The sequence below is a fragment of the bacterium genome, assembly GCA_035530055.1.
In the GTDB taxonomy this organism is placed as follows: Bacteria; UBA6262; WVXT01; order WVXT01; family WVXT01; genus WVXT01.
Map to the genome: position 1 here is coordinate 13097 of DATKVN010000009.1, position 24448 is coordinate 37544.

General features: G+C 43.0%; 21 protein-coding genes and 1 tRNA gene. 2 read left to right on the forward strand and 20 right to left on the reverse strand.

The features are described 5' to 3' along the window. Positions 1-2: 2 nt before the first annotated feature. The 20 genes from VMW39_00995 to VMW39_01090 all read right to left on the reverse strand — a co-directional run bounded on the left by VMW39_00995 (position 3) and on the right by VMW39_01090 (position 20632). Complete coding sequence (locus tag VMW39_00995; protein ID HUW22597.1) at positions 3-2087, reverse strand: sodium-translocating pyrophosphatase; 2085 nt, start codon at positions 2085-2087, stop codon at positions 3-5. Between the two features lie 11 nt (positions 2088-2098). Continuing rightward, the gene (locus tag VMW39_01000) at positions 2099-2734 is read right to left on the reverse strand and encodes a DUF502 domain-containing protein (GenBank protein ID HUW22598.1); all 636 of its coding nucleotides are present in this window, start codon (positions 2732-2734) and stop codon (positions 2099-2101) included. Between the two features lie 177 nt (positions 2735-2911). Further along, positions 2912-4222, reverse strand: coding sequence for an SLC13 family permease (locus tag VMW39_01005; protein ID HUW22599.1), 1311 nt, complete (start codon positions 4220-4222; stop codon positions 2912-2914). 177 nt (positions 4223-4399) lie between these two features. Then, complete coding sequence (gene pth, locus VMW39_01010) at positions 4400-5017, reverse strand: aminoacyl-tRNA hydrolase (GenBank protein ID HUW22600.1); 618 nt, start codon at positions 5015-5017, stop codon at positions 4400-4402. After that, positions 5014-5823, reverse strand: coding sequence for a 50S ribosomal protein L25 (locus VMW39_01015; protein HUW22601.1), 810 nt, complete (start codon positions 5821-5823; stop codon positions 5014-5016). The genes pth and VMW39_01015 overlap by 4 nt, the downstream gene beginning before the upstream one ends. A 21-nt stretch (positions 5824-5844) precedes the next feature. Next, complete coding sequence (locus tag VMW39_01020) at positions 5845-6783, reverse strand: ribose-phosphate pyrophosphokinase (protein ID HUW22602.1); 939 nt, start codon at positions 6781-6783, stop codon at positions 5845-5847. Positions 6784-6964: 181 nt separating this feature from the next. Further along, positions 6965-8350: a bifunctional UDP-N-acetylglucosamine diphosphorylase/glucosamine-1-phosphate N-acetyltransferase GlmU gene (gene glmU, locus VMW39_01025; protein HUW22603.1), complete on the reverse strand. Its 1386-nt coding sequence runs from the start codon at positions 8348-8350 to the stop codon at positions 6965-6967. A gap of 200 nt (positions 8351-8550) precedes the next feature. Then, positions 8551-8621 (reverse strand) — tRNA-Gln (locus tag VMW39_01030). Positions 8622-8642: 21 nt separating this feature from the next. Beyond that, positions 8643-9020 carry a septation regulator SpoVG gene (gene spoVG / locus VMW39_01035; GenBank protein ID HUW22604.1) on the reverse strand — a complete coding sequence of 126 codons (378 nt, stop codon included), beginning with the start codon at positions 9018-9020 and terminating at the stop codon, positions 8643-8645. Between the two features lie 175 nt (positions 9021-9195). Next, the gene (ispE, locus tag VMW39_01040; protein ID HUW22605.1) at positions 9196-10116 is read right to left on the reverse strand and encodes a 4-(cytidine 5'-diphospho)-2-C-methyl-D-erythritol kinase; all 921 of its coding nucleotides are present in this window, start codon (positions 10114-10116) and stop codon (positions 9196-9198) included. Continuing rightward, positions 10116-11582, reverse strand: coding sequence for a tetratricopeptide repeat protein (locus VMW39_01045; GenBank protein HUW22606.1), 1467 nt, complete (start codon positions 11580-11582; stop codon positions 10116-10118). The genes ispE and VMW39_01045 overlap by 1 nt, the downstream gene beginning before the upstream one ends. 141 nt (positions 11583-11723) lie before the next feature. Continuing rightward, positions 11724-13049, reverse strand: coding sequence for a DUF1015 domain-containing protein (locus VMW39_01050; GenBank protein ID HUW22607.1), 1326 nt, complete (start codon positions 13047-13049; stop codon positions 11724-11726). Between the two features lie 71 nt (positions 13050-13120). Then, positions 13121-13708: an orotate phosphoribosyltransferase gene (gene pyrE, locus VMW39_01055; GenBank protein HUW22608.1), complete on the reverse strand. Its 588-nt coding sequence runs from the start codon at positions 13706-13708 to the stop codon at positions 13121-13123. Further along, entirely contained in the window at positions 13705-14400 is a 696-nt protein-coding gene (pyrF, locus tag VMW39_01060) for an orotidine-5'-phosphate decarboxylase (GenBank protein HUW22609.1), read from the reverse strand. Before pyrF ends, pyrE begins: the two co-directional genes overlap by 4 nt. Further along, the gene (locus VMW39_01065) at positions 14385-15326 is read right to left on the reverse strand and encodes a dihydroorotate dehydrogenase (protein ID HUW22610.1); all 942 of its coding nucleotides are present in this window, start codon (positions 15324-15326) and stop codon (positions 14385-14387) included. Before VMW39_01065 ends, pyrF begins: the two co-directional genes overlap by 16 nt. Further along, positions 15326-16126, reverse strand: a complete 801-nt coding sequence (locus tag VMW39_01070; protein ID HUW22611.1) for a dihydroorotate dehydrogenase electron transfer subunit — start codon at positions 16124-16126, stop codon at positions 15326-15328. The genes VMW39_01065 and VMW39_01070 overlap by 1 nt, the downstream gene beginning before the upstream one ends. Before the next feature lie 116 nt (positions 16127-16242). After that, positions 16243-17544, reverse strand: a complete 1302-nt coding sequence (locus VMW39_01075) for a dihydroorotase (GenBank protein HUW22612.1) — start codon at positions 17542-17544, stop codon at positions 16243-16245. Positions 17545-17572: 28 nt separating this feature from the next. After that, positions 17573-18511, reverse strand: coding sequence for an aspartate carbamoyltransferase catalytic subunit (locus VMW39_01080; GenBank protein HUW22613.1), 939 nt, complete (start codon positions 18509-18511; stop codon positions 17573-17575). Beyond that, positions 18512-19060 (reverse strand): bifunctional pyr operon transcriptional regulator/uracil phosphoribosyltransferase PyrR, encoded by a 549-nt coding sequence (gene pyrR / locus VMW39_01085; protein ID HUW22614.1) that lies wholly within the window; start codon positions 19058-19060, stop codon positions 18512-18514. Positions 19061-19411: 351 nt separating this feature from the next. After that, positions 19412-20632, reverse strand: a complete 1221-nt coding sequence (locus VMW39_01090; GenBank protein HUW22615.1) for an HD domain-containing phosphohydrolase — start codon at positions 20630-20632, stop codon at positions 19412-19414. Between the two features lie 358 nt (positions 20633-20990). Between VMW39_01090 and VMW39_01095 the strand changes: the two genes are divergently transcribed. Continuing rightward, positions 20991-22130: a PorV/PorQ family protein gene (locus VMW39_01095; protein HUW22616.1), complete on the forward strand. Its 1140-nt coding sequence runs from the start codon at positions 20991-20993 to the stop codon at positions 22128-22130. 13 nt (positions 22131-22143) lie between these two features. Further along, complete coding sequence (locus tag VMW39_01100) at positions 22144-24045, forward strand: PKD domain-containing protein (GenBank protein HUW22617.1); 1902 nt, start codon at positions 22144-22146, stop codon at positions 24043-24045. Positions 24046-24448 lie beyond the last annotated feature (403 nt).

Consider the following 24448-nt stretch of genomic DNA (forward strand, 5'->3'; position numbering starts at 1 on the left):
TTTTATAGGAAGAGGATGACCAACCAGTTGTGGAATGCCAGAATCGTATTAGCAAATACTAAAGATACAATAGCCATCAACTTCAATAAGATATTTAAGGAGGGACCCGCTGTATCCTTGAAAGGGTCTCCCACAGTATCTCCGATGACCGAAGCCTTATGCACTTCCGAGCCCTTTCCACCTAAATTGCCTTCCTCAATATATTTTTTGGCATTGTCCCAGGCTCCACCTGCATTAGCGAGAAATATTGCCAGGGGAACTCCTGTAACAAGAGAGCCAGCCAAAAACCCACCCAGTGCTTCCACTCCTAAAATGGTCCCTACGATGAGAGGCAAGAGGACAGCTGCAATTCCTGGAACCACCATCTCTCTCAAAGCTCCCCGAGTGGCAATATCCACACAGCGAGCCGAATCCGGCCTTGCCGTACCAGCCATAAGCCCGGGAATCTCCCTGAACTGCCTTCTCACTTCTTCCACGATTTTAAAAGCCGACCTGCCCACTGCCTGCATTGTGGCTGCAGAAAAGAGAAAAGGAACCACACCGCCGATAAACAGTCCAGCAACAACCTGTGGTTTCATTATATTTATAATAAGTTGTGAAGTCATTGTAACTTCGTCATATACGCTCAATCCAACTGTCTGGGCAAAAGCAGTGAACAGAGCCAACGCAGTTAAAGCAGCAGAGCCAATAGCAAATCCTTTACCAATGGCTGCGGTTGTGTTGCCCACTGCATCGAGCCTTTCAGCTCGCCGCCTCACCTCAGGAGCCATTCCCGCCATTTGGGCAATGCCACAAGCATTATCAGCAATTGGTCCATAGGCATCTATAGCCACAGTCATCCCTGTGATGGATAACATCCCCACCGCCGAAAGAGCTATGCCAAAAATATTTGCAAACTTATAAGCAACAATAGTAGCCACTCCTATGGCTACTACAGGAATTGCTACACTGAACATTCCCGAGGATATTCCCTGGAGAATATTAATAGCTGGACCAGTGCGGGATGATTCGGCTATATCTCGCACAACTTTGCCCGATGTATAATACTCCGCAGTAAATCCCACAACCATTCCCGCAGATAATCCCGAAAGAATGGCAAAGAAGACATTGACTTTTCCATACCAGAAAGTTGCCAGGAAAAAGGCGCCAATTATGAAAAGAGAAGCGCTGGCAATCATTCCTTTACGCAGAGCTCTCTGAGGGTCTTCTCCCTCAGCGGTGCGGACGAAGAAGATTCCAATAATGGAAGAGATAATTCCCCAGGCAGGCAGAAGCAGTGCTAACATTACTCCCTTAATGTTTTGAAAAGCTACGGCAATAACAATTGCCGAAATTATTGCCCCTACATAGGATTCGAAAAGGTCTGCGCCCATACCCGTAACATCGCCAACATTGTCTCCAACATTATCTGCAATCACTGCTGGATTACGAGGATCGTCCTCGGGAATGCCCGCTTCCACTTTGCCCACTAAATCCGCACCCATGTCGGCAGCTTTGGTATAGATTCCACCACCAACACGAGCGAAAAGGGCTACAGATGAAGCCCCCATACTGAAACCAACGATAAGTTGGGTTGCCTCGATAATCCTATCCAGAAAGTTTTCATAATGGAGACCGGCGTGGTGGAGAAAGATTAAGAATACAAGAGATAATCCGAATAGGCCAAGACCGGCAACACTAAGCCCCATTACTGCTCCGCCGGGAAAAGCGATCCCCAGCATTTCATTAAAGCTTTTGGTAGCTCCCTGGGCAGTACGGGCGTTCGAGCGAGTGGCAATCTGCATTCCTAAATAGCCTGCCAGAGCGGAACAGAATGCTCCTGCTACAAATGCTATTGCTGTCTTTTTAGCCACAAAAAAGTAAAGAACCACGCCCAAGGTAACCACGAAGAGAACAATCGCCGAAAACTCACGGAAAAGAAAGGCCATGGCCCCCTCGTGAATCATTTCCGATATCTCTCTCATCTTCTCTGTTCCCTGACTTTTTCTGAGAATCTTTATGGAGAGATAGACCACAAACAATAATCCAAGAAATCCTGCCCCTAAAGCACTTCCTATACCGGGTAAACCTCTGAGCGATTCAACCACTTCATCCTCCATTAATCTTGAGAATTATTTTTCGTAATTTCGATAGAATAGTTTTCGGGAGTAATAATCCCAGCTGAAATTATCAACTTCATAGCCTCTTCCACCGTCATTTTTAGGGGAATTACTTCCTCCTCAGGAACAATCAAGAAGAAACCAGTAGTAGGATTTGGCGTTGTGGGAATAAGAAGGGAAAGTTTTCTTTTCCCTTTTTCCCCATGGATGTTGGTTACGAAAGCAACCGTTTGAACTCCTTTGCGAGGATACTCCACCAGCACCACCTGGCGCAGGGCTGTCTTGGAGACAATTATCGTCTGAATGATTTGTCTTATAGTCTGATAAATGCGGTTAACTACAGGGGCTTTGAGTAGCAGAACTTCTGGTAATTTAAGGATTTTTCTACCAACAATATTTGTGGCTACCAGACCAATTATCCAGATGATGACGAAGGTTATTAGAACCCCTATAACCCTTAGCACAACAACAGGCATTTCTTGCAAAAGAGGAATCCTTATCAGTAAAGGCGCGAAAGATTTACTCACGAGATTAAACAGAATCCAGACGATATATAAGGTCAGTCCTATGGGCAAGAGGACAGCTAATCCAGCGAAAAATTGTCTTTCAATTATCTTTCTAAAATTGATAGCCATTTTAAACCTGCCTTTTCAATCCATCGTGCGAGGGGATTTGGTGTAGTAAGCATTTCTTGTAGCAGCAAAGCGTAAGCTTTGCCTTCTTATGTAGGGGACGGACTCTGTGCCGTCCCTCCTTCGGGCGACCACTGAGTGTCGCCCCTACTGAGGCAGAGCTATCGCTTTGCAGCTACACTATTTCCAAATTAGCCAGATAAAAGTAGAGCTGGCTAATACTGCAAAGAAGGTAAATGGCAAACCGATGCGAACAAACTGCATAAAATCTACAGTATAGTTATGCTTCTTCAACATTCCACAGGCAACCACATTAGCTGAGGCACCAATAGGAGTAATGTTCCCTCCCACAGAAGCGCCAATCAACAGGCCAAAATAGAGAAGGTAAGGATCCATTCCCATTCCCAGGGATAAACTGCGCACGACGGGAAGCATGGTAAGGACATAGGGAACGTTATCTATAAACGCAGAAAGGAAGACCGAGCCCCAGACAATTGCCAAATAGGCCATTAATCTACTGTCTCCCGCAAAGCGTATAAAGAAACTGGCTAAATCATCAATAATTCCCGCTTTAGTTAAGGAGCCCACTATGAGAAAGATGCCGGCAAGAAAGAAGAAAGTCTCCCAGTCGAGAATCCTGATGTCACGGAAGAGGGTACTTCCCAGTTTTCCTCGATTAAATTTCCTAACTCCCAACCCAGTCAGCTCGTGCCACATTAAGCCAATAAAACCAAAGACCATACAAATAATCCCTGATAGATTAACTGAAAGACGGTGGTCAATGGAAGTTCCCAGAAAAGAAGCTCCCACCAAGCTTAGAATCATAAAACCCAATAGAAAAGTTGGTATCCATGTTGTCACCTTAGCCCTTTCCACAACTCCCACACGTTCTTTATTTCTTCGAAAAACAGAATAGAGAACTCCCAGAGATGCCAATGCACCAAGTTGAATAGCAAAAAAGATGGAAGGTTTACCGGAAAAAAAGAAAAAATCGTTAAAGTTCATCTCAGCGAATCCTGCCAGGATTATACTTGGCGGATCACCAACTAAGGTAGCTGCTCCCTGTAAGTTACTGGAGATGGCAATACCGATCAAAAAAGGAACAGGACTCACTTTCAACTTCCGGGCGATTGCCAGAGCTATGGGAGCAACTATGAGGACAGTGGCCACATTCTCTACAAAAACAGAAATAGCTCCTGCCACCAGGCAGACTGAAAGAATTGCCCAGTTAACATATTTTGCCTTTACTACCAAAATGTTAGCCAAATAGGCTGGGACGCCAGAAAGACTGAACAGCTGAGCCAAAACCAGTGTCCCCCAGAAAATACCCAACACGTTCCAATTGATTATGGTGAAAATGTCAGAAAATCTAATTATCCCGAAAAGGAACAAAACAGCACAGGCAACCCAGCATACCTGTGCCTTATACTGCTTCTTCCAGATAAAAAAAAAGTAAGCTATGACGAAAATAGAAAGGGTAAACAGTTTCATCTATCCACCTCTTAAGGGCGACCGCAAGGGTCTCCCCTACGCGACTGAGGATGAAGGGATAGTTTCAGGAGCTTCAAATCCGCCAGGTTTTCTGTAGTGTAGCCCTTTATGGGCGTAATTCTTACGGGCATAAAGCCCTACACTACCGAGCGACTCCGAAAACTATCCCTTCATCTCTTACCATTTTATACTCATTGCTGCATCAATACCCTCAGTAATTATTACCTCTACCACCTGGCATGCTCTTCCCACCATCTCCTCCACAAAACTCTCTTCCTGTTCACTAAATTTCTGGAGGACATATTCGGCGGGATCGAGATCTTCTTCCGGCCTACCAATTCCCAACCTCAAACGAGGAAACTCTTCTGAACTTAAGGATTCAATTATAGATTCCAATCCATTATGCCCGCCAGAGGAGCCCCTTTTTCTCAACCTCAACTTTTCCTTTTCAAGATTAAAATCGTCACAAATAACCAGAATTCCCTCTTCCCCTATTTTGAGCCAATCGCATAGAGCCTTCACCGCTTCCCCACTACCATTTACAAAAGTCAAGGGCTTGGCCAGAATAATAGTTGGGAGAGAGAAACTTCTACTTAAAGCATTGGATGTCCACTTAAAAGTTTTGCGGCAAGAAACTGAGGAGTGCTTTTTCTCGCTAATCAGCGAAAGACATTTATGTCTGGTGAGCTTTATTCCCCATTGATTGGAGAGCGCATTTACCACTCTAAATCCAAGATTATGCCTTGTATATTCATACTGCTTCCCAGGATTGCCCAAACCAACGACAAGCCTCACTGTTTAGCCCCTTCTTCCTTTTTCTCTTTCTTCTTCTCTTTCTTCTTTTCTTTTACTTTTTCTTTTTCTTTCTCCTTCCCCTTCTCTTTTTCCTTTTCTTTCCCTTCTTCTTTCTCTTCCTCTTCTTTTTCTTCTTTCTTTCCTTTACCAATAACCTCAGGTTCTGCAGCCTCTTCAGGAGCAACCTCCTCCTCAACCGGCTTCTCCTCTACTATAGTAGGAGCAATAATGCTTACCACAATCTTTTCCGGGTCGTCTAAAACTTCTACACCTTGGGGTATTTTTAAATCCTTAATGGTCAAGGTCTCTCCTGCTTCTAAGGAGGAGACGTCACAAATGATCTTATCTGGTATTTTTGTTGGTAAACACTTTACTGCAATTTCGTGGACAACGTGGTCGAGCACTCCTCCACTTTTCTCAACTCCAGGAGCTTCACCATAAATTTTAATTGGAACATTAACCTGAATCTCTTCTCTTAAAGATATGCGATATAAGTCGATGTGGAGCAAATCCCTGGTTACGGGATTTATCTGAATCTCTTTAATAATTACTGGTACAGGTTTTTCTCTTGTCTTGGAGGCAGCAGCTCCTGAGCCGGAAACATAAAGGGAGATAATCACATTCCCTCCGTGCTCTGTATGTAGAGCTTTAAAAAATTCCTTCTGGTCAATAACTACGGGTAGCACCGGCTCTTTCCCCCCATATAACACCGCCGGGAGCTTCCCCTCCCGACGCAGCTGATAGGTCCTGCCCTTGGTGGTATTCTCCCTCAGTTGAGCATTTAAGACTACTTCTTCCTGAGCCACTTGTAACCTCCCAAAAAATAATTAAACGAACAGCGTACTGACTGAAGTCTCTTTATGAATTCTCTTAATTGCCTCTCCCAAAAGCCCGGCAACTGAAAGGACAGTAATCTTTTTACATTTCTTTTCATTTCCTAAAATGATGGAATTGGTAATCACCAGCTCCTTCAGTTGAGACTCCTCAATCTTTTGCACCGCCGAACCGGATAAGACTCCATGGGAACAGGCAGCAAAGACATCCCGAGAACCCTTCTCCTTTAATGCCTTGACCACGCCTGCAATTGTTCCCCCAGTATCAATCATGTCATCAAGAATAATCACATCTCTACTTTCAACTTCGCCAATGATATTCATTATTGAAGCCACATTGGCTGCTGGACGGCGTTTATCCACTAATGCCAGCGAAGCTTTTATCCTTTTGGCAAAAGCACGAGCACGTTCCACTCCTCCAGGATCAGGTGAAATTACTACTAACTTCTTTAAACTTTTTTTCTCGAAGTAATCAAGCAAAACCGCTGTGGCATAGAGATTATCAACAGGAATTTTGAAGAAACCCTGAATCTGAGCAGCATGGAGGTCCATAGTGAGAATTCGATGGGGCCCCGCTGCGGTAATTAAGTCAGCAACCAATTTAGCTGTAATGGGAACACGGGGTTCGTCCTTCTTGTCCTGTCGACCATAACCGTAGTAAGGAATAACAGCTGTAATCCTCCTTGCAGAAGCCCGGCAAAAGGCATCGATCATGGTCAAAAGTTCCATTAGATTATCGTTTACCGGGGGACAGGTAGGCTGAACTATGAAACAGTCAGTTCCCCTAACGTTCTCCTTTATCTTCACCCTGCATTCACCATCAGCAAATTGCGTAACCATTGCCTTTCCCAGAGGGACTTTAACATATCTACATATCTCTTCAGCCAGTTTAGGATTTGCCCTTCCAGTAAATATCTTTAATGCATTTCCCATAATAACTCCTCTCCTTATAAATTAACTATCTCCATTGACGCGAAGCTTTGCTTCGCTATTCCTTTATAACTTAATAATTCACTGGAGTCCTTGCGAAAGCAAGGTTTCGGTTTATCAACCTCCCTTTCGGGAGGACTCCGGACCTTTCCTATGTCAAGAAATTCCTCAAGCGATGAACAAACTATCTTTTAATCTTTTTCTTCCTATCCTTAATTACTTGCCTTGCTCTGGCAATAGCCAATTTACCCGCAGGTACATCCTCTGTAATCGTTGAGCCAGCACCAATGACTGCACCCTTTCCAATTTTGACCGGAGCTATAAATTTTGCATCCGAACCAACAAATGTACCGTTGCCTATCCGGGTTATATTTTTCCTAACGCCATCAAAATTACAGGTAATTGTTCCTGCGCCTATGTTAATGTCCTTTCCCAAAAAGGCATCTCCTATATAGGAGAGGTGAGAAACCTTTGTTCCCCGACCAATTCTCGATTTTTTTACTTCACAAAAATTTCCTACCCTAGCCTCCTCTCCAACGAACGTCCCTGGGCGAATGTGGGAAAAAGGACCAACCTTTGCTCTCTCAGCAATTTTGGCACCATAGATAAAGGACGCGCGGATCTCTACCCCATTTTCTATCTGGCAATTCTGAATGAAGGCATAAGGGCCCAGTTTACAATTTTCCCCAATTCTCGTCTTCCCTAAAATTGTCGAACCAGGATAAATAATCGTGTCCCTGCCAATCTTTACTGTGGAATCGATAAAAGTTGAGGATGGGTCGACAATTGTAACTCCCATTAGCAGCAAACGTTCTAAGTTTTTCATATTAACATATTTTTGAATGTTTACCAGTTGTTTTCGATTATTTACTCCCTCAACCTCGCGGGAATCTTTAGTGATAACCATTCCTACCCTCTTGCCCATCTCTCCCAAAATCTCTACTGCGTCCGTGAGATAATACTCCCTTTTTCTATTATCTGGCTTAATTTTATCTACCGCTTTAAATAGATCTTCCGCTCTAAAACAGTACACCCCAACATTAACGCGATTAATTCTCCGCTCTTTTGGGGTAGCATCTCTCTCCTCTACTATTTTTATCCCTTTCCCATTACTATTCTCAATAATCCTTCCATAGCCAGAGGGATTTTCCAAAGTAGTACCCAGGATAGTCAGAGAATTATCCTGTTTATAATGGGTTTGAATTAGCCTGTTCAGAGTTCTTCCACTCAAAAGAGGAAGGTCACTATAAACCACCAGGACATGGCCTCTATAATCCCTCAAGTTTTTTTTCACCTGAAGAACCGCATGTCCCGAGCCAAGTAACTTGGTCTGCTTGACAAATTCAATCCCTCTTTTCCTCAGTGGTAGAAAATTCCTTAACACTTCGATTACCTTCTCCCCTTTATGTCCTAATACCAAATAATTCTTCCGACAACCAGCCTTCAGGACAGCCTTCAACACATAAACGAGCATCGGCTGACCGCATATCTGGTGCAAAACCTTGGGCAAGGTCGATTTCATCCTCGTACCTTCTCCCGCCGCAAGAATAATGGAAACCAGATTTCTCAAAATAGTTCACCACCCATAATCGAGACGCAAAGAAATGGGTTCGATAAATCGAACCCTTACAATAAGAAAAATACGGTTCTTCGCCAAAGGTTGTCCGTAGTGTAGCCCTTTATGGGCGTAATTTTTACGGGGACAAGCCCCTACACTACCAATAAAGCAGAACTTTACTCTACTACTACATTCATCACTTCAAATGTAAGCTGGGGAGATAGGATTCGAACCTATGATGGCGGCTCCAAAGGCCGCTGCCTTTCCGCTTGGCTACTCCCCAATCTACGAAAAGTAAATGGGTTTATTTTTTCTCTTTTTCTTCTTCTTTTTCTTCTTCTTTTTCTTCTTCTTTTTCTTTTGCCTTTGCTTTTGCCGGTTCTGTTGCTGGTACTTCACCACCCCCAAACTCAGTTCGAAGAGGAGTCTCCTTAATCTTTTCTTGATAGGCAACCAGAACTTTCTCCTCAATCATTCTGCGAACCTCGTTCTTTATTGGATGAGCTATGTCCTTATGACTGCCATCAGCCATTTTTCTCGAAGGCATCGCCACAAACAATCCATTCTGCCCTTGGATCACTTTTAGATTGCGAACCACAAAAGAGTCATCAAAAGTCACCGTAACAAACGCCTTTAGCTTCTCCTCATTCCTCGGGTAGACTCGCACCTCCGTAATTTGCATCTTTGCTTCCTCCTTTACCAATCATCGGATGCTCAATAGGGTTAAAACTCACGCGCCATGAACGGCTAATTGGCGGTAATGAATTACCATCACTGGCAGCATTGTAGTCGGAATTCTGAAAACAAATTTCCAGACAAAACCGACTGCTAAATCGCACCCTTCACTTTGAGCAGCTCTAAACTGTTTTTACCAGCCAAGTAGAAAATTTGTACTTCTCCATTCTCTTCTGTAACTTTTTCCCTACTCTCTGGTCCTTCAAAAGAGCAAAAACTGTCGGGCCACTGCCCGACATTAAAGCACAATCAGCACCTCCTTCCAGAAGCTCTTTTTTTATTTGAGAAATAACGGGATAGTAGGCAATAGCCACTTCTTCTAACCGATTATAAATCAATTTCTCTACGCTGTCTTTCAAAATCTTCCTTATCTTGCCAACAATCAGAAGCGAACTTCCCGAAAGAGAAGATTTCCTTTTTCTTCCAGATTGACACTGGCGAGTTTTTATTTTAATAATATTTACAGGCTCTGTCAACCCTATTTTACCAAGATGTCCATAAACCCACTTCGTGGAGAGCATAAAATCGGGCTTAATTAAAAGAACCCACTTCTTCTTTATCCCGGGAAGTGGGGTCACTATCTCTCCATACCCTTCCCCGAAAGCAGTATGGCCATAAAGAAAAAAGGGTACATCACAGCCAAGTTGTGCCGATATGGGAAGTAGAGTGTTGCGTCCATAATTTAACTTCCATAATCTATTCAACCCCTTCAAGGTCGCTGCTCCATCGGATGAACCACCACCCAATCCAGCGCCAACAGGAATATTCTTTATGATTTCTATGTTTATGCCCCTTTTGACTCCCGCATATCTCCTCAATAATGATGCTGCCTTATACACCAGATTTTTTGGGCCTTTTGGAACTAATGGATGGTCGCAGAGAACCTTTATCCCCTGGCTTTCAGTGTTGGATAAAATGATCTCATCATATAGACCTATAGTTTGGTAGATTGTCTGTAGCCTATGGTATCCCTTTCTCCCTCTGGGGAAATCGTCCAATACCTGTAAATACAAGTTTATCTTCCCATAAGCTCGAATTCTCATTATTCTTTCAATTGTTTCTTTGCGTTTCCTATTTTCTCCATTAACTTCTCGTTTTCTGCATCCAGTTCTAATGCTTTACGATATGCATCAAGAGCTCTCCTGGTTTCACCCAGTTTATTATAAATATCACCAAGATGTTCATAAATTACAGGGTCCTTCATCAATTTTACTGCTTTTTTCAACTCTTCCCGAGCTCTTACATACTCCCCTTGCTGAAAGTATACCCAGCCCAGACTATCGATGTAGGCGCCGTTTTCGGGATCAATCTCCAGGGCTTTCTGAATATGTCCCAACGCCTCATTTAAATTTATACCGCGTTCAGCCCAGGAATAACCAAGGTAATTGCGCGCCTGAGCATGGCGGGGATTCATCCTGATTACTTCCTCCAAAGCTTCGTAAGAAAGGTTGAAATTTTTTAGCCGGTCATAACAGATACCCAGATGGAAATAGGCTTCTGTATTCTGTGGGTCATATTTTATTGCCTTAGAAAAAGCATCTACTGCCTCAGAATATTTCTTCTCTTCCTCCAGGCAAATTCCCAAAAAATACCAGATATTGGCATCCTCCGGTTTGAATTCAGTTGCTTCTTGCAGAACTTCTTTCGCTTTCTGATAATCGCCTTTCTGTAAATATATAATTCCCAGATGGAGATATGTCTCCATTACATCTTTCTGGAGGAAATTAATCTTCTCAAGGTATTCGATTGCCCGGTCCAAGTCTTTCTCCTGCTCGAAAATCAGAGCCATGCTGTGGAGAGCTCTTAAATTATGGGGATCTATCTCTAAACTCTTGGAGAAGTTTTCCTTCGCTTTGGAGACATCCTTAATAGAAAAATAGAGTGCACCGAGTTTATTATAAATCTGCGGATTTTCCGGGTCGATTTTTATACATCTTAAGTACCCTTCTATTGCTTTTCTGTATTTACCCTGGAATTCGTAAATTGACGCCAGGGAAAGGCAAGCTTCCCATTGTTCCGGATCTATCTTAATTATTTTTTTGTACTCCTCAATTGCCAGGTCAATTTTTTTCATCTCTTCGTACATTCTCGCTAAATCGAGCTTGGCTTCCAAATCTTCAGGATTCAACTCTATTATCTTTTTATAAAATTCAATGGCTTCCGAGTCTTGTTCTCTCCTTTTGTAAATCTCCGCCAAATACTGGTAAGCCTCTCGATTATTTTCCTGGAGATTCAAAGTACCATAAAACTCCTCCACCGCCTCATCGAACTGCCCTAGAGCATAATATACTTTTCCCATCTCCATGTGAAGAAATGGTGAACTACTATCCAGTTGCACTGCCTTTTCATATTCCGAAGCAGCAGCTCTTATATCCCCGTCCTCATAATACATACTCCCCAAAAGGTAGTGGAAGACCGGCTCCTCCTCAACCTCAGCTGCCTTGAGAGAAATATTGGGTAGCCAGCCAATCATCAAAAGAACAGTAACCAGTAGAAATATCTTTTTCATGTTCACCTTCCCACTCAACGCGAAACAAGTTTCGCTACTCCAAAAAGACCCTGGAGTTCTTGCGAATCGCGTAGGGGCGACCCTTGCGGTCGCCCGAACCTCCCTCTCGGGAGGACTCCTAAAGACCCAGGAGTAGCAAAGCTAATCAATTTTATTAATTACTAAACCACTTAACAACTTGGGATAAAAAAATGTTGATTTTTTGGGCATTATCTCCCCGGCTTCAACTACCGCTTTAAACTCTGACACCTTTACCGGCCTGAGGAAAAAGGCTACACAATGCGAACCATCTCTTACTTTACTAACCGCCTCATTAATCTTTTCGGAATAGGTGATACTTTGTTGACTCTCCGGGGAAATTTTCAAAACCCTCTCGATAATCAAAGTATGTAATATTACTACATCGAGCTCACAAAAAATATCTGCTCTTCCTTTAATCAACCCTTTAGTAATTCTTTCATCTTTTAAACTTAATAGGTAAAATTCATTCTCTCCCATATACATCCCTGTTCTGTGCTTTGCTTTCTCGTTTTCCAACTGACCCAATAGTTCTTTCAGGTTATTAAACTTTTTTATATCAAAATATTTCCCCGCCTCCGCAATTAATCTCTTTCCATCAAACCCTGCAAAGCTCCTGATTGCTCGATGAATAGGCAAAATATCGAGCCCACCATTTTTCATATTTACGAAGTATGACATCACATAGTTATAACTCTCCTGGGCCGAATGTCGGGGATTATTCTCTCTCAATTCATTTCGGTACTCCAGGGCACTCTCATAACGATGGTGACCATCGGCGATAAACAATTTCTTATCTCTCATTCCTTCCACCATCAAGTTAACTGACTTCTCCTCGTCTATTCTCCACAACCTATGCCTGACATTTTCTTCATTGATAACGTTGATTGACGGGTTTTCATTCCTCTTTTCCTTCCACAATTTATCAATTCTATTCTCTGCGTCCTCATATGTGGTAAAAACCTGGGAGAAGTTTGCCCTGCAAACCCGGAGAAGATTCAACCTGTCTCTCTTTGGCTCAGCCATTGTTCCTTCATGTGGTCGCACTATTCCTTTAGAGAAATCCTCCAACCGGGTAAGAGCTATAAAGCCACGCCTTTTAATAATTTTTCCTTTACCTCCAGGAGCCACCTCTCCGAACATATCGCTTCTCAATTCATATTCCTGTTCCAGAAGATAGATAGCGGGCGAATCATCCCTTATTAGTATCTCTTCCTCAAGCCACTCCTGGAAAAACTGGGCTGATCTGTTATATCTATTATTGGCTTCATTATCGCCGGGAAATTTTTTTTCTAAAATGAGTCTGATTACGTTGTATGGACTCATCTCGTAGTACCTCTCCTGTGCCTCACTAGAGATAATATCGTAAGGTGGAGCAAGGACCCACGATAGCTCCTTTATTTTTTCTCGATTATAGAAAATGCCTCTAAAAGGAAGAATATTGGCCATCCTCTGCCTCAAATTTATACGTCATAACTCATATTCCAAACGCAGACTGAAGTCTGCTACTCCTTATTAAATTATCTGCTTCCCGGTTTTTGTAAAGGGATTCCCTTCTTACAAATCGGACACTCCTCGGGAGAATAAGTCTCTATATCTATTCTCAGAAGACTGTTTAAGGGTAAATTTAGGGTAACCAGCTCATCTGAAAGGGAAGGTTTGCTACGGTCAACAATTACTCCAATTCCTTCGACCTTTCCCCCCATACCCTGCACAATCTCTACTATCTCCTTAACCGAACCACCTGTAGTGATTACGTCTTCTACAACTACCACTCTTTCCTCTTTTCGTATTTCAAATCCACGACGTAATTTCATCTTGCCCTCTTCTCTCTCGTAGAATATGGCTCGACAGCCTAAAACTTTAGCCACCTCTTGACCAACGATTATTCCTCCAATAGCGGGAGAGATGACAGCATCAATCTTTGACCCACGAAGCTCAAGCCTGGAGGCGAGTTGATTACAAAGCTTTTCCGCCAAATCCGGATATTGAAGAACCAACGCACACTGAAGATATTTTCCCGAATGTAAACCAGAAGAGAGCCTGAAGTGTCCGGAAAGCAGTGCACCACTTTTCTGGAATATCTCTAAAACCTCTCTCTCAGTCAACTCCACTTCTCCATCTCCTGCAATATCGCTTTAACTGCCTCAACAGGGTCGGGAGCTTCTATGATTGGCCTTCCTACAACGATATAGTCGGCTCCTTTCCTTAAAGCTTCGCCAGGAGCCATTACCCTTTTCTGATCATCGAGTAGAGACTTCTCCCCCACCAGAGGTCTTATCCCCGGGGTAATTATGAGAAAATCTTTTCTGGTAGCCTTCCTGATGAGTTCAATTTCAAGAGGGGAAGCCACGACACCTTCCAATCCTGCGCTTTCGGCCATCTTCGCCAGAGCTACAACTTCATCACCAATCTCTCTGGATATTCCCAGTTCCTTCATATCGGGAGAGTCTATGCTGGTCAAAATTGTAACTCCCCAGAGGAGAGGTCGGGGATGAACCAAAGCTGCCTCCTCCAACATCTTCCTCCCCCCAAGGATAGAGAGAGTCAAAGAGAAGACCCCGTGTCTTTGGGCCATTCTGACAGAGTTACTCACTACATTGGGAATATCACAATACTTTAAATCTAAAAATACTTTCCCTCCTTTTCTTACTACCATATCTAAAACTTTCGGGCCACAAGCAGTGAACAGGAAACTACCAACTTTAAACAACTTCGCATAGGGAATCAGAGAATCGACTAAATTCTCTGCCTTTTCTATCTCCTCAACATCAAGGGCTACAATCAGCTTTTCGGACACTTCAAGCTCCCTACTATTGATTTTATATCTTTAATTTTATTCTTTACCATATACTCTCTTATTCCATCAATAACCTTAATCGGGGTTAGGGGGTCAACGAAGTTACCTGTGCCAATAGCAACAGCTTTCGCCCCAGCAATAATAAATTCTAAGGCATCACCGGCGGTCATAATTCCTCCTATACCGATTATGGGAATCTTCACTGCTTTATGGACTTCATAGACCATCCTGAGAGCTATCGGCTTAATTGCCGGACCGGAAAGTCCACCTGTAATCTGGCGTAATATGGGCTTTCTACTTTCCACGTCTATTGCCATGCCTGAAAATGTGTTTATCAGGGAGACTCCATCCGCTCCCGCTTCCTCACACATCTTGGCAATAGAAGCTATATCCGTAACATTAGGAGAAAGCTTCACCATAAGGGGAAGGCTTATCGCCTTCCTTACTCTACTGACCACCTGATGAGTCGCTTGGGGGTTCTGGGCGAACATAAGTTTTCTGTCATATTTAATGTTGGGACAGGAAAGATTCAATTCCAGCCCGGTAATCTTTTCTCCTTGCAAGGTCTTCGCCAGTTGCACATACTCATCTGTGGTCTCACCAGCAATACTCACAATTAAAGGAACATCGTATTCCCTGAAGAACGGTAATTTCTCATTAATAAACGCATCTATACCAATATTTTGTAGACCAATTGAGTTTAGGACCCCTGAGGCAGTCTCCACCATCCTGGGGGGTTCGTTTCCCAGCCTCGGCTTTAAAGTAATGGTCTTGGCAACAATTGCTCCCAGCCTATTTAAATCTACAAGCTGGGCATACTCTTCTCCGTAGCCAAATGTTCCCGAGGCGACCATTACAGGATTTTTCAAAGAAATTCCTGCGAGCTCTATTGCTAAATTCGGGGGTTTCTCTTTTGCCTTTCGCATCATTCCCAAATCAACTCCCCAGCGTCAAAGACAGGGCCATCTTTACAGACTCGCTTATAAGTGTAAGTAGAACCTTTGGTTTTAACCACGCAACCGAGGCAAGCACCCACTCCACAGGCCAAGCGTTCCTCTAAGGAAACCTGGCAGGGAAATCGATGTTTCCTGGAAATCTTTCCTATCATTTTTAGCATCCCAGAAGGCCCACAGGCAAAGACCGTTGACTTAGGTTTATCCCCTGAAAGTGGTAGGCACTTTTGTAAAAGATCGCTGGCCAGACCCTTATATCCTTTTGTGCCATTTTCCGTAGCTACCTCCACCCGACAACCCAATCTCCTAAAATCTCCTTCGCACAGAAGTTCCTTTCTATTCTTAGCCCCAATGAGAACGAGAATTGATAATTCGGGATTGGCAACGGAAATCGATTCTGCTAAGAAGAGAAGGGAAGCCACCCCTGTGCCTCCGGCTACAAGGATAATATCTGATATCTTTGGGGTGGCAGATGGTAACTGATACCCCTTCCCCAAAGGACCCAGAATATCCAGATATTCTCCTCCCTTCTTTCTGCTTAAAATTTCTGTGCCTTTCCCCACAACTTTATACAGTATCTCAATCTTTTGACCTTGCGCACGATGGACGCTAAAGGGTCTGCGCAAAAGAGGAGGAAAACTTTTAGAAACTCTTACATGAATAAATTGGCCGGGCTTCGCCTGGCGAGCAATTTGAGGAGCAGAAAGGGCCATCTTATACCGTTCTGGCCCAATTTCCTCATTCTCTAAAATCTTCGCATCAACCTGCACCATATCTGTCCTCTTGGAAACATGGGGGATTTTTTCAGAACGACTTAAGGATATGCTTTTCCGCCTTCGGTAAAAAAAGAGGTTCCCTAGGAAGTGAGGATAAATTCGCCAAGGCTTTCCTAAACGAGCTTTCCATCTTTCATTACCACTTTACCCCCAACTATGGTAGTCACGGGGAATCCCTTCAACTCCATACCAATAAATGGGGAATTCTTACTCTGCGAAGTGAATTCGTTGCCAATTTTCTTTTTCAGATTCAAATCGATTATGGTGAGGTCAGCATCAGACCCTATGGAGAGAGACCCTTTCTCCAGTCCCAGAATATTTGCCGGGTTCATAGTCAATTTTGCTATTGCTTGATTTAAGTTTAGTATCTTCTTACTTACCAGATTTGTAAAAATCAAGGGTAACATCGTCTCCAGTCCGATTATGCCAAAAGGAGCTATATTATATTCTAAATCTTTCTCCACGTCCAGATGGGGGGCATGGTCTGATGCTATACAATCGATTGTGCCATCAGCCAGTCCTTCACATAATGCCTCGATATCGTCCTTAGTTCTTAAAGGAGGATTTATTTTCGTATTAGTGTCATAACCCTGAACATCCTCTTCGGAAAGGGAGAAGTACTGGGGTGCGGTTTCGCAGGTTACCTTTATTCTCTTCTTCTTCGCCTGGCGAATCAGTTCCACAGAGCGACGGGTAGTAATGTGGGCTAAATGTAACTTTCCACCGGTCAGCTCTGCCAGGGCGATATCCCGAGCCACCATTATTTCCTCAGCCTGACTGGGTATTCCTTTTAAACCTAAAACTGTGGATGTAAATCCTTCGTTCATTACCCCATCCATAGAAAGGTTTAAATCCTCACAGTGAGAGATGACCGGGAGATTGAACATCTTAGCATATTCCAGAGCCCGTCGCATTGTCTGAGTGTTCATCACTGGTTTGCCGTCATCGGAAATCGCCACAATTCCAGCAATTCTCATCTTCCCTATCTCTGCTATTTCCTCTCCTTTTCGTCCTTTGGTTATGCTTCCTATAGGATAAACATTCACTACTCCTTCCTGGGAAGCTGTAGTGAGAATAAATTTCACCCCAGAGACAGAATCGACAACCGGCTGCGTATTGGGCATACAACAGATAGAGGTAAACCCTCCCTGCGCAGCAGCGCGGGTTCCGGAAGCGATTGTTTCCTCGTCTTCCCTACCTGGTTCTCGTAAATGGGTATGCATATCAATCAACCCAGGAGTGACCACCTTGCCCGTGGCATCAATGGTTGTCGTAGACCTGGTAACATCTCCCGGCCTGAATTTTGAAGATTCTCCAATCTTCATTATTTTTCCATTTTCAATCAGGATGTCTACTTTCTTATCAATCTTATTTTTGGGATCGACTACTCTTCCGTTTCTAATGACTAGTTTCAACACGCTCCTCCCGATATGATTGTGATTACTATCTTTTCATACCCCGCTTATCTCCACCAGCCAGAAGGTAAAGCACTGCCATCCTCACCGCAATCCCGTTGGTAACCTGTTCGGTGATTACGGAGCGTGGCCCCTCTGCCACGGAAGAAGATATCTCTATGCCTCTGTTCATCGGACCGGGATGCATTACCAGAAGATCTTTTTTCGCTCTTTTCAATCTTTCATCGGTAATGCCAAAAATTTCATTGTACTCCCGCAAGGAAGGAAATAGATTCTCTTTCTGTCTTTCTATCTGAATTCTCAGAATGTTAATCACATCAAGCTCATCAATTATCTCGTCCAGATCGTAGAAGATTTTTACGCCCATCTGTTCAATCCTGGGAGGTATCAAAGTTGCTGGCCCTACCACATACACCTTTGCTCCCATCTTATTCAATCCCCAGATATTTGAGCGGGCGACCCGCGAGTGGAGAATGTCTCCCACAATAGCAACCTTCAGGCCCGAAAGTTTCCCCTTTTTCTCCCAGATGGTGAACATATCCAACAGCCCTTGCGTGGGATGCTCGTGAGTTCCATCCCCAGCATTAACTATGGAGGCACTTATTGTTCTGGCAAGAATCTGGGGAGCTCCTGCCATGGAATGGCGAATCACCACGAAGTCGGCCTTCATTGCTTCTAAAGTTTTTGCCGTATCGATTAGACTTTCGCCTTTGGCCACGCTGGAGTTTGAGGCGGAAATATTCAAAACATCGGCGCTCAACCTCTTGGCTGCTAGCTCGAAAGAAATTCTGGTTCTCGTCGAGGGCTCGTAGAAGAGAAGCACCACCGTCTTACCCCGTAAAGGAGGAACCTTCTTTACCGAGCGGGTAAACAATTCCTTAAATGGCTTGGCTGTCTCTAGAATTAGATCTATCTCTTCTTTGTCCAGATATTCCAGGCCGAGCAAATCCTTATTTTTCAACCGCATTTATGACTCCTCTCTTACAACCACGCTGTCTTCGCCGTCCACTTCCTTCAAATTCACCGAGATAAGCTCTTTCTTAGAAGTGGGATAGGTTTTGCCTACAAAGTCGGGCTGGATGGGAAGTTCCCTAAGACCCCTATCGATTAGCACTGCCAATTTTATGACTTTGGGCCGGCCGAAATCTATCAGTTCATCGAGGGCAGCCCTTACAGTCCTTCCGGCAAAGAGAACATCGTCAACGAGGACTACTTTCTTATCGGTAATATCGAAAGGAATTTTTGTTTCCTTAACCAGAGGCTGATGTGCTATCGAATCCACATCATCGCGGTAGAGAGTGATGTCCAGAGCCCCCACGGGCACTTCCTTCTTCTCAATACTCTCTATCTCCCTGGCAATCCGCTTGGCAAGATGGACTCCCCTGGTCTGAATGCCCACAATAACAAGGTCTTTTATTCCGCAACTCTTCTCCACAATTTCGTGAGCCATCTTCTTTATTGTCCGGGAAATTTCCTTTGCATCCATTATGGCTTTCTTGTTTCGGGATACCACCATATCCTCCCTGCTTCTTATCTTATAGGAATCTCAAATCACCACTTAAATTTTTCCGCATCCAAATATACCATAAATAGTCTAAAAAGTCAAACTTTTCTTCCGCTGGAGTAGCGAGACTTGTTTCGCGATTAGTTATCGCAGAGCTGGAGTAGCGAGACTTGTCTCGCGATTAGTTATCGCAGAGCTGGAGTAGCGAGACTTGTCTCGCGATTAGTTATCGCAGAGCTGGAGTAGCGAGACTTGTCTCGCGATTAGTTATCGCAGAGCAAGCTCTGCTACTCCAAAATAAACAAAGGGACAGTCCCCTTTTTCCAGGGGGACAGTCCCCTTTTTTGCCAATCTATCAGGTAATCATTGATATCTGTTTTGAATTAACCCTGTCCCTTTATTTAACATCTCAAGAAAAGTCTCCACAACTTTCGGATCGAACTGCGTTCCACTATTTTCTCTCAACTCTTTAATTGCTCTCTCTTTAGAATATGCTTTCCTATACGGTCTTTCTGATAACATAGCATCAAAGGCATCAGCTACAGCCATTATCCTTGCTCCTATATCTATTTCCTCATCTCTGTAGTGGCTGGGATAACCTTTCCCATCATATCTTTCGTGATGCTGCTTGACCATATCAATTACTCCGTTAAGGAAAACAATCAGAGGAGCCAGTATTTCAGCGCCTTTAACCGAATGGAGCTTTATTTCTTCCCATTCTTCATCAGTTAATTTATCGGGCTTGAGAAGGATAAAGTCGTGCACTCCAATCTTACCAATATCGTGTAAATGGGAAGCCTGCCTGATAAGCTCTACCCGCTCAGGAGGGAGTTTCATCGCTTCAGCAATAGCTACAGCGTATTCAGCCACCATCTCCGAATGTCTCCTGGTATAATGGTCACGCGCATCGATAGTAGCTGCTAAGGTGGTAATGGTGCGCATATAAAGATTGCTTAAACTCTTGTAAAGTCTAACATTTTCGATAACTATAGCCACCTGAGCAGCTATCTGCTTGAGCAATCGAAAGTCTTCCTGATTAAAGATTCTTCTCGACTTTTTATTGTTTACATTGATAACTCCTATAACCTTATCCTTTATAGCCAAAGGAACACTCATTAGAGATTTATTATAATACTTCTCCTCACTTCTCTTAGCAAAGTGAGTCTCTTTCTCAATATTTTTCACCAAAATTGGCCTATTATGTTTTACTACCCAGCCCGAAATCTTATTTCCCACTTCAAGTTCTGTCTCCTTCAAAATTTTTTGTTCCAGTCCCTTAGCACATTCAACTGACAACTTGCCAGTCTTATCATTTATTAAGAGGATAGAGCATATTTTCACGTTCAGAATCGAACCCACCTTTTCCACGATTACCTTTAAAACATCCTCCATCTTCAACTTATTTGAAACATCTCTTTCTATCCTGTAGAGAAAAGATAGTGCCTTCGTCTTCTGACTCACTTTTCTTGATAACTCTTTCCTGAGTTCTATCAGCTTACTATTGGTATTAACCAACTCCGAGGTCTTCTCTCCCAACTCTTCTCCCAGCTCTCTTATTCTTCTGGCTAAATCTTCCTTCCCCATTACTGACTCCTCGTAGAAACCCTCCCTCAAAAATTCCCTCACCTGAAAAATAAAAAACCGAATTACCAAACCTTAATAATCTTTGATAATTCGGCTATAATCTATTTTTTGAACTCATGGCCCCTCTCCTAGTAAAACTAGATAGAAGTCGACTTTTATTCCCCGGCGCACACTCCTCCTCTTTTTCTTCTAAAAAGTTTATATCCAAAATATAACATTTGTGTAAAGAAATTGTAAATTTTTTGTAAATTTTCCCAGAACCCACTTAGGAATTAACAAAAAATTAACATTTTCTTAACCTATTCATAACATAACCCGTGTATAATATTATTGGAACGAGAAAATGGAGACAGGTGAAATGAAAAAAGAGAGATTATTGATGGTATTGTTATTATGTTTGCTATTTGGAACCAGAGTGGCATTAGCAAAAGCAGTGACAGGAGTGGCAATTGTAAACCAGGCAATAGGGGTGAGGCAATTGGGTATGGGAGAAGTAGCCACAGGTCTATCAGATGATGCAGCAGCTATGTATTATAACCCGGCAGGTATTGCCACAGTAAGGAACATAGAACTTAATGCCATGTATCATCAAAACATAATTGATACACGCAATGAAGCGCTAAACCTGGTTTATCCCTTGAAGGGAGGGCTACTCTTAGGTAACGAAGCAAGTATCGGCATAGGAGTACTTGCCTATCAAGGAGGAGATTTTGAGTGGATTCAGTTAAATCCAGATGAAACAATAAAGTCGAGGGAAACATTAAAAGCAGAGAGCGACTATCAGATAGGGCTATGTTACGCTCAAGAGATAGCCAGGTTTTCAGGAAATACCTATGCAGGAGTAATGGTGAAGTGGATTCAATCAACATTAGTGGAGGAATACAAAGCAGGGGCATTGGGGATAGATGTGGGAGTTTTGCATAAGGTAGGAGGGTTGGGCCTGGGAGTGGCGCTACAGAACATGGGGACAGGAATGAAGTTCATAGAGGAAGCAGATAGTCTGCCCCTTACCATAAGATTAGGAGGAAGTTATGAGAAAAAGATAGGCAGGATAGTAAAGATGGTAGTAGGGATAGATGGAATAAAGGTACTGAAGGACGATATCAGATACAACTTAGGAGGGGAATGCTGGATAGGGGATATGTTAGGGATAAGAGGAGGGTATAAGATAAATGATGACAACAAGGTTAGTATAGGAGCAAGTATAAGGTATAAATGGGTGCAGTTGGATTACGGGTATAGGATGATGGATGTATTGGACAATACCCACCAGGTGGCAATCACCTTACGCATGGGCTCTCCTGAGACAAGTAAAAAAGCAAAAGTGAGGCAGATGAAAAAGCATTACATAAGAGCAACGACGTATTACAAGAAAAGGATGTATAAAGAAGCGATAGTGGAGTGGGAGAAGGTATTAAAGATAGACCCGAATCATAAACAATCAAAAGAAGCGATAGAGAAAGCAAAAAAGAAAATGGAACAGACGGCAAAGAAATGATAGGAAAGAAAAGATGAAAACAAAATTACACATACTCTTTATCATAGCTTTAAGCCTGCTGTGGCTGATATTGCCGCAAGTTGTGTGTCGGGGCCCAACCTATTATCTTGATGCTGCAAATGGTAATGATAGCAATATGTATGAAGTCTATAGCGTAGATGATGCTGGTAACAAGAGTGTGTCAGCGGAAATAGGGGCCTTTTCTACCGCATCAGATTCTCACAATATAACAATTGGTCCTAACAATGAATTAATAATAGGCGGAGAAAAGTTCTTTCCGATATTTGTCTGGAATCAGAGGATTTCAGGATTAAATTATCTCAAAAATTTGGGCATAAATACTATAGTAGGTTACGACGGCGGTGATGGACCTGTCATTAATTGGCTTGACGCAGGACAGGCAAGAGGTATTTATATGGTACCTCACGTTAATTACCTTGATGCAACTACAGCAGACCATCCCGCATTGTTAGCAGCGCTTATTTGTCACGAACCTGAGTTAGGATCAGCAGGCCCAAAGGAATATCCAAGTGAAATACAAGCGAGAGAAGATAATTTCAAAAGCCAATTTCCGGGAATACCAACGATTAATTTACTTACAGCATGCTTTTATGATTATTACAGATCTCGTATCTCATGGATGAACGGAGATTATTCTTGGTATGACCAGTATATGGCACTGGGAGATATAATATCTTATGACCATTACCCCATAACAGGGTGGAATAAACCGGAAAGAATATATGAGCTTGGAGCAGCAACCAATGAGGCTTATGTTGCTTATCTGTCTAAAAGTAAACCCGTCTGGCCAATCATTGAGGCCTCGGATCAAGACCTAAGCTGGACAGCTCCTGAAACAAGAGGTCCTTATGATTATGAGATGAGGGCAGAAGCCTGGCTATCGATCGTGAATGGAGCAAAAGCAATTGGCTACTTTACAATAGCATTCAACCCATTTAGTTACAATAGGTTAACTCCACAAATAGAGGCTGAGATGATCAGAACAAATTCACAGATCACTGGTTTGAAGGACATCGTCTTAGCAGAAGACCCAACAGATGTCAGTGTAAATGTCACCGCAACAAATGGTTTAACCGTTCAAACAATGGTCAAGAAATATAATAATAAGATTTACATTTTTGCTGTTGAAGGTGACAGTAGTTACGATTATACTGACAGGAAAAGCGGTGTTGCTACATTTACCGTAAACAGAATCCTCCAAGATGCTTATGTTACTGTCTATGATGAATCAAGAGCATTGCAAGCAACAGGCAATAACTTTACAGACACATTTGACGAATTAGGAGTGCATATTTATATAACCGATTTGGGTAGCCCCGTAAATCAGGCTCCCACAGCCAACGCTGGATCGGACCAGACGCTAATTGACGAAGACAACGATGGAGAAGAGCAGGTCACCCTTGACGGCTCAGCTTCACGAGACCCGGATGGTACAATTGTAAGCCTTATCTGGAGTGAAGGCAATTCACAGCTTGCTAATGGTATAAATCCAACGGTAACCCTATCCACTGGAGAACATTTAATTACACTAACTGTCGCCGATGATGGAGGGTTAACAGATACTGATACAGTAACCATTAAAGTGTTAAGAGAAGATAAAGAATTCGGAGAACTACCAGCAGATTGTTATAACAATCTGTTTAATCCATTAAAAGGAGAAAAAGCAATAATCGTAGTGGAATTATCAAAACAAGCTCAGGTAAGATTAGATCTTTATAATGCAAGAGGCCACAGAATAAGAGAACTCGCAAATGAAGAAAAAGAAGCAGGGACACACAAGTACTACTGGGATGGTAGAAGTGGCAATGGCGATGTCGTTGGTTCTGGATTATATTTTGTCCATATACAGGTGGGAGACTATAAGAAGACAAAGAAGATTGTTGTGGTGAAGTGATGCACATAGAGCATGAACCAGAACAAAGTTCGGTCGGCGGTTAGCGAAAATGAGTAATTTGGAAAGAATCGAAAACATAAAATTGAACACCGAGCATAGGTAAATGGGGGCGGGTAAAATGAAAAAAGAGAGATTATTGATGACAGAAGACAGAAAACAGAAAACTTGTAAGAAGCATTTTCTCGCTACTCGCTACTCGCTACTCGCTACTCGCTACTTTAATCTTAATATGGTTTCTACTGCCCCAGACTGTGGTCTTGGCATATACTATTACCGCATCTGCGGGCGCTGGCGGAAGTATTAGTCCCAGTGGAGCGGTATCGGTAAATGACGGTGCAGATGTCACCTTCACTATCATGCCGGACAACGGTTATGTGGTTGCTGATTTAGCAATTGGAGGGTT

What these genes read in the sequence shown, in the direction of transcription:
- ispE (HUW22605.1), bottom strand. Translation starts at nt 10,116, where the DNA reads ATGAGAATTCGAGCTTATGGGAAGATAAACTTGTATTTACAGGTATTG.
- VMW39_01070 (HUW22611.1), bottom strand. Translation starts at nt 16,126, where the DNA reads ATGGTGCAGGTTGATGCGAAGATTTTAGAGAATGAGGAAATTGGGCCA.
- VMW39_01050 (HUW22607.1), bottom strand. Translation starts at nt 13,049, where the DNA reads ATGGCCAATATTCTTCCTTTTAGAGGCATTTTCTATAATCGAGAAAAA.
- VMW39_01090 (HUW22615.1), bottom strand. Translation starts at nt 20,632, where the DNA reads ATGGGGAAGGAAGATTTAGCCAGAAGAATAAGAGAGCTGGGAGAAGAG.
- VMW39_01045 (HUW22606.1), bottom strand. Translation starts at nt 11,582, where the DNA reads ATGAAAAAGATATTTCTACTGGTTACTGTTCTTTTGATGATTGGCTGG.
- spoVG (HUW22604.1), bottom strand. Translation starts at nt 9,020, where the DNA reads ATGCAAATTACGGAGGTGCGAGTCTACCCGAGGAATGAGGAGAAGCTA.
- VMW39_01080 (HUW22613.1), bottom strand. Translation starts at nt 18,511, where the DNA reads ATGCGGTTGAAAAATAAGGATTTGCTCGGCCTGGAATATCTGGACAAA.
- VMW39_01020 (HUW22602.1), bottom strand. Translation starts at nt 6,783, where the DNA reads ATGGGAAATGCATTAAAGATATTTACTGGAAGGGCAAATCCTAAACTG.
- pyrR (HUW22614.1), bottom strand. Translation starts at nt 19,060, where the DNA reads ATGGTGGTATCCCGAAACAAGAAAGCCATAATGGATGCAAAGGAAATT.
- VMW39_01065 (HUW22610.1), bottom strand. Translation starts at nt 15,326, where the DNA reads ATGCGAAAGGCAAAAGAGAAACCCCCGAATTTAGCAATAGAGCTCGCA.
- VMW39_01100 (HUW22617.1), top strand. Translation starts at nt 22,144, where the DNA reads ATGAAAACAAAATTACACATACTCTTTATCATAGCTTTAAGCCTGCTG.
- VMW39_01095 (HUW22616.1), top strand. Translation starts at nt 20,991, where the DNA reads ATGAAAAAAGAGAGATTATTGATGGTATTGTTATTATGTTTGCTATTT.
- VMW39_01000 (HUW22598.1), bottom strand. Translation starts at nt 2,734, where the DNA reads ATGGCTATCAATTTTAGAAAGATAATTGAAAGACAATTTTTCGCTGGA.
- VMW39_01005 (HUW22599.1), bottom strand. Translation starts at nt 4,222, where the DNA reads ATGAAACTGTTTACCCTTTCTATTTTCGTCATAGCTTACTTTTTTTTT.